This window comes from Archangium sp. (assembly GCF_036388035.1).
GTDB lineage: Bacteria > Myxococcota > Myxococcia > Myxococcales > Myxococcaceae > Archangium.
The window spans coordinates 1-5,171 of sequence record NZ_DASVSO010000351.1; the positions used below are offsets into that span (position 1 = coordinate 1).

A 5,171-nucleotide genomic window follows, 5' to 3' on the forward strand; every position below is an offset into this window, starting at 1 on the left:
CGCGTTCCCGCCATGCTCCCAGGTGATGTCGAGTGCGGCGCGGCCCCGCATCGCCGCCCAGGTGTTGTCCGCGAGGACGGCGAGGCCTCCCCAGGACTGGAACATGTACGGAGGCTTCGGCGCTGGAAGCTCGATGACGCGCTTCACCCCGGGAATCGCGAGCGCACGGCTGGCGTCGTACCGCGCCACGTGCCCTCCCACGACGGGGGGCCGGGCGATCACCGCCGTGAGCATGCCGGGGAGCCGGACGTCAGCTCCGAACGTCGCGGTCCCGGTGACGTAGGCGGGCGAGTCGAGGAGCGGCAGCGGCTTGCCCACGCGGCGCAGCTCCGCCTTCGGCCGAAGCCGGACCTCCGAGGGCGGGGGGACCCGCTGCTTGCCCGCCTCGAGCGCGAGCTCTCCGAAGCCGAGCGTGCGCTGGCTGTCGCGGTGGACGACGACGTGGTCGCGCGCCTCGCAGGACTCCGGCGACACCTTCCAGCGCTTCGCCGCGGCCGAGATCAGCATCGTGCGCGCGGTGGCGCCCACGCGGCGCATGTCCTCGTAGATGCCACGGACGCTGTTGGACCCGTCGGTGTTCTGGTCGCCGTAGACCTTGTCGCCATCGGCCTGGGTGATCTTCACCCGCGCCATGTCCGCGCCGAGCTCGTCGGCGATCAGCACGGGAAGCGAGCTTCGAATGCCCTGACCCATCTCGGAGCGGTGACAGACGATCGTCACCAGCCCATCCGGAGCCACGTGCACGAAGACGTTCGGGTTGAGGCCGGGGGCGCGCTTCTCCTCGGCCGGCGAGCTCGTCTTCGGCTTGGGCCCCGGCTTTCCCGAGGGCTCGTTGGTGGGGCGCTCGTTGGTGGCGAAGCCGAGCGCGAGGCCTCCCACGGCGAGGTTCAGTCCAGCCAGGAAGGACCGCCGGGCGATCAACAGGGGCCGTTGACTCATCGCGTCCTCATTCCTCGGGAAGACCGGCGGCCTTCTTCACGGCCGCGCGAATGCGCGTGTACGTGCCGCACCGGCACAGGTTGCCCGCGAGCGACTGGTCGATCTCCGCGTCGGTGGGCTTCGGCTTCTTGGCGAGCAGGGCCGCCGCGGTCATGATCTGCCCCGCCTGGCAGAACCCGCATTGCGGAACGCCCAGGTCATTCCAGGCGCGCTGCAGGGGGTGGTTCCCGTCCGCCGAGAGCCCTTCAATCGTCGTCACCGAGTGCCCATCCGCGCGGCGGATCGGCGTCACGCACGCGCGCACCACCTGGCCATCAATGTGGACGGTGCACGCGCCGCACAGCGCCTGACCGCAGCCGTACTTCGTGCCGGTGAGGCCGATGACATCGCGCAGCGCCCACAGCAGCGGCATCTCGGGGTCGACGTCGAGCTCCTGCTCGACGCCATTGATGCGGACTCGAACGGTCATGGTTTCGCCTCCTCGGGCGGGCACTCCGCGCCGGTCTCCACCCAGGCCGCGACAATCGCCCCAAAGCGTTCCTGCGTGCCCGGCGCCGGCTCCCGCCCCGAGCCGGGGGCCCAACCCCAGCCCACGAGCTCATCGTGCGCGTTGTGCTCGACGATCTGCGCCAGCGTCTTGCCCCCGTTTCGCTTCCGGTCCTTGAGCTGCTCGCACACCTGACGTGGCGTGCGACCCACCCAGGCCATCTCCAGGGGCGCGAGGTGCCAGTTCGGCGCTCCAGGCACGCGCGCGAGCTCGAGGTTCCGGTCCTGGTGGCAGCTCGTGCACTCGAGTCCGACCACGCCGCGATCCTCGGGGCCGCGCAGGACCGGAGGGTAGTGGGCCTGCCACTCGGTTCCCTGGAGGGGCGTGTCACCGCTGGGATGGCAGTTGGCGCACCGCGGGTGGAGCAGCACCCGGCTGGCTTCCAGGAAGAGTGCGCGCGAACGATCGGCCCGGTCGGTGATGACACCGAATGCCTCGGGAGCGCGGAGCTCGCTCGGGCCTACGGGGGGAAGAACATCGGACGGCCGCGCGGTCGACTCGGGCTGGCGCCGACTACAGCCGGCCGCCGCGAGGAGGACGAGGACGGACGCCCAGGTGCGGAGGGGCGATGGCATTCGAAAAAGGGTCCGCCGGTTCGTTTCCAATCTCAAGGACAGAGCGTGCGGGCTCGCGTGAAAGGGGCCACCGAACGATTGAGAAGTATTCGGGCGAACATCCCGTGCCCCCCTTGTCAGCGCGCGGAAGCACGGCGAGAGTGGAGGCAACTCCCGAGCGGAGGGGCAGGCGCATGAAGCAGGCAACCAGAACGGTCCTCGTCACGGGGGCCAATCGCGGTCTGGGACTGGAGACCTGCCGGCAGCTCGGACGGCTCGGCTGGCGGGTGTTGCTGACGGCCCCTGACTCCACCGAGGGCCAGCAGGCCTGTGAGGCCCTCCGCTCCGAGGGACTCGACGTCCACTTCGAGTTCCTGGATGTCGCCTCCCAGGAGAGCCTCTCCACGCTGGCGGGGCGCCTCGAGCAAGAGGGAGTCCGGCTCTCGGCGCTCGTCAACAACGCGGGCATCGCCATGGACGGCTTCAACGCCCACGTGGCCGAGTACACACTGGCCGTGAACTTCTTCGGGCCGCTGCACGTCACCGAGCGCCTGCTGCCGCTGGTGGAGGAGCACGGGCGCATCGTCATGGTGTCCAGCGCCCTGGCCGAGCTGAAGGACTATCCGCCCGCGTTCCAGCGGCGCTTCAATCCGCCACCTCCCAAGGAGCAGCTCCAGACGCTCCTGCGCTCCTTCATCGAGGACGTGCGCGCGGGCGTGTACGAGCGGAAGGGCTGGCCGGGCTCTGCCTACCGGGTGTCCAAGCTGGGCCTCAACGCGCTCACGCGCGTGCTCGCCGAGGAGCTGAAGCCCCGCAACCTGCTCGTCAACGCCGTCTGCCCGAGCTGGGTGAGGACGCAGATGGGCGGGCCGCATGCCGCGCGCAGCGTCGAGCGGGGAGCGGACGTCCTCGTGTGGGCGGCCACGCTGCCTCCCGAAGGGCCCACGGGCGGCTTCTTCCGCAACCGCAGGCCCGTGCTCTGGTAGGCGCTCAACCCTTCCAGCGGAATGGGAAGGCCAGCTGCTTGAAGAAGCCGTCCGGCACGTAATCGCCCAGCACGCCGTAGTCGCTCGGCCACTCGCGGTCGCTCTTCACCGCGGTGCCAAACAGGTAGTCGAGGAAGGCGAAGTGGGCCGCGTAGTTGCGGTCGAGCGCTTCCGGGTCCTGGCTGTGGTGCCAGTGGTGGAAGTTGGGAGTGACGAGCAGGTAGCGCAGCGGCCCGAGCCGCACGCTCACGTTGGCGTGGTTGAACACGGCCTGGAAGCCGACGATGACGATGTAGGCATCAATCACTTCCTTGCTGAACCCGAGCACGTAGATGGGGGCGAGGATGAGCGTGCGGGTGAGGAGCAGCTCGAGGATGTGCTGTCGCGAGCCGGCCAGCCAGTCCATGCTCTTCACGCTGTGGTGGACGGCGTGCAGGCGCCAGAGCGCGGGCACCTCGTGGTAGGCGCGGTGCGTCCAGTACTGCACCAGGTCGGCCAGCAGGATGATGAGGAACAGCTCGACGACGAAGGGCAGGCCCTCCACCCACTGCTGCACGCCGCCGCGCACGGCCCAGCCAAACAGCTTGTGCACCAGCAGGTTGGTGGCCAGGAGGATGAAGCCGACCACCATGTGGTTGACGATGAAGTGGTGGAAGTCGGTCTGCCACTCGGCGCGGAACACCGGCTGCTCGCGCCGGAGCGGGAAGAGCTTTTCGATGAAGATGAAGATGAGGCTCGACCCGAGCAGGTCGAGGATGAACCAGTCCAGGCCGATATACGGGGTGTGGTCGGCGAAGTCGTGGACCGGCACCTTGTGCCCACCCAGGAGCGCCGTCACGGCCACGAAGAAGAAGGCCCAGGCCGACAGCCAGCGCACCCGCCCGAGCGCGATGTTGCCGAGCGAGATGCCGCCCGAGACCACCATGGCCCAGAACATCACCTCCCGGAGCCCGGCCACGTCGTAGCCGCGGCGCAGCTCCGGCGTGGTCAGGTACGCCGGGAAGTGGAAGGCCAGCACACCCAGGAAGCAAAGGCCGCCGAGGATCAGCGCGAAGACACCGGAGACGACGCCGACGCCCCGCGGCAGGTGGCCGTGGGACTCGGACAGGCGGTTGAGTTTGTCGAGCATGGCGGTCCGGCGGAAGGGAGAGTGCCGTGACTATGGCACGTCACGCCCCTCGCCGAAGCCCAGCACCCACCATTCGGGCGCCTCCTGGCCCAGCTCCGCGAGGGCTCGCTTCAGGTCCTCCACGGGCTCGTCCTCGCCGTCGTCCGCGAGCTTGAAGGTGCCGTAGTGCATGGGGACGCTGTAGCGCGCACCCAGGTCCACGCTGGCGCGTACGGCCTCACCTGGCGACACGTGCACCGGGGACATGAACCACTCGGGCTTGTAGGCGCCGATGGGGAGCACCGCCAGACGCATGGGGCCGAAGCGCTCGCGGGCCTCGGCGAACTGGCGGCCCCAGCCCGTGTCCCCCGCGAAGTAGCTGGTGCCATGCGGCCCTCGGAAGACGTAGCCCGTCCACAGCGTGCCTCCCCGGTCGAACAGGCCCCGGTTGGAGAAGTGCTGGGTGCGCGCGCTCACCAGAGTCACCTCGGGGCTCAGGGGGAACTCCTGCCACCAGTCCACCTCGGTGACGTGGTCCAGGCCCTTGCCCTCGAGGAAGGCGCGGTTGCCCAGCCCGGCGAAGATGCGCAGCTCGGGGAACTTCTCCTGGAGCCGCCGCAGCGTGGCCACGTCCATGTGGTCATAGTGGTTGTGGCTGAGCACCACCACGTCGATGGGGGGCAGGTCCTCGAAGCGGATGCCCGGCGGCCGCACCCGCTTGGGGCCGATGAAGGAGACCGGGCTGCACCGCTCGCTGTAGATGGGGTCGGTGAGGATGTTGAGCCCGTCCAGTTGCAGCAGCACCGAGGCGTGGTTGATGAACGTCACGCGCAGGCCGCCGCGCTCCACACGCTGGGGCGGAGGTGGGCCGGGAGGCACGTCGTGCCACTCCGTCCAGGGGCCCGGCTTCCGGTGGAGCTGCCATTTCAGGAAGCTTCCCCTCGGCTCGCGAGGCTCCAGGTTGACGAAGCGCTCGCCATCGAAGTGGTCGCTCTTGGGTCCCTTCCAGGTGGGAGCGGAGAAGATGCAGCCGCCAA

General features: G+C 69.3%; 6 protein-coding genes. 1 reads left to right on the forward strand and 5 read right to left on the reverse strand.

From position 1 onward, the window contains the following. The 3 genes from VF697_RS14330 to VF697_RS14340 form a co-directional block, all read right to left on the reverse strand. The coding region (locus tag VF697_RS14330) for a molybdopterin cofactor-binding domain-containing protein (protein WP_331095270.1) at positions 1-939 on the reverse strand (939 nt) is incomplete at its 3' end. 7 nt (positions 940-946) lie between these two features. After that, positions 947-1,408 carry a (2Fe-2S)-binding protein gene (locus VF697_RS14335; RefSeq protein ID WP_331095271.1) on the reverse strand — a complete coding sequence of 154 codons (462 nt, stop codon included), beginning with the start codon at positions 1,406-1,408 and terminating at the stop codon, positions 947-949. Then, positions 1,405-2,061: an Isoquinoline 1-oxidoreductase subunit gene (locus VF697_RS14340; protein ID WP_331095273.1), complete on the reverse strand. Its 657-nt coding sequence runs from the start codon at positions 2,059-2,061 to the stop codon at positions 1,405-1,407. Before VF697_RS14340 ends, VF697_RS14335 begins: the two co-directional genes overlap by 4 nt. A 173-nt stretch (positions 2,062-2,234) precedes the next feature. On the opposite strand from VF697_RS14340, the gene VF697_RS14345 reads away from it, so the two are divergent. Beyond that, positions 2,235-3,026, forward strand: a complete 792-nt coding sequence (locus VF697_RS14345) for an SDR family oxidoreductase (protein ID WP_331095275.1) — start codon at positions 2,235-2,237, stop codon at positions 3,024-3,026. A gap of 4 nt (positions 3,027-3,030) precedes the next feature. On the opposite strand, the gene VF697_RS14350 is transcribed toward VF697_RS14345, so the two are convergent. After that, on the reverse strand, positions 3,031-4,155 hold the full coding sequence (locus tag VF697_RS14350; protein ID WP_331095276.1) for a sterol desaturase family protein: 1,125 nt from the start codon (positions 4,153-4,155) through the stop codon (positions 3,031-3,033). A gap of 30 nt (positions 4,156-4,185) precedes the next feature. Beyond that, positions 4,186-5,171, reverse strand: a 986-nt coding sequence (locus tag VF697_RS14355; protein WP_331095278.1) for an MBL fold metallo-hydrolase, incomplete at its 5' end; no start/stop codon positions are given.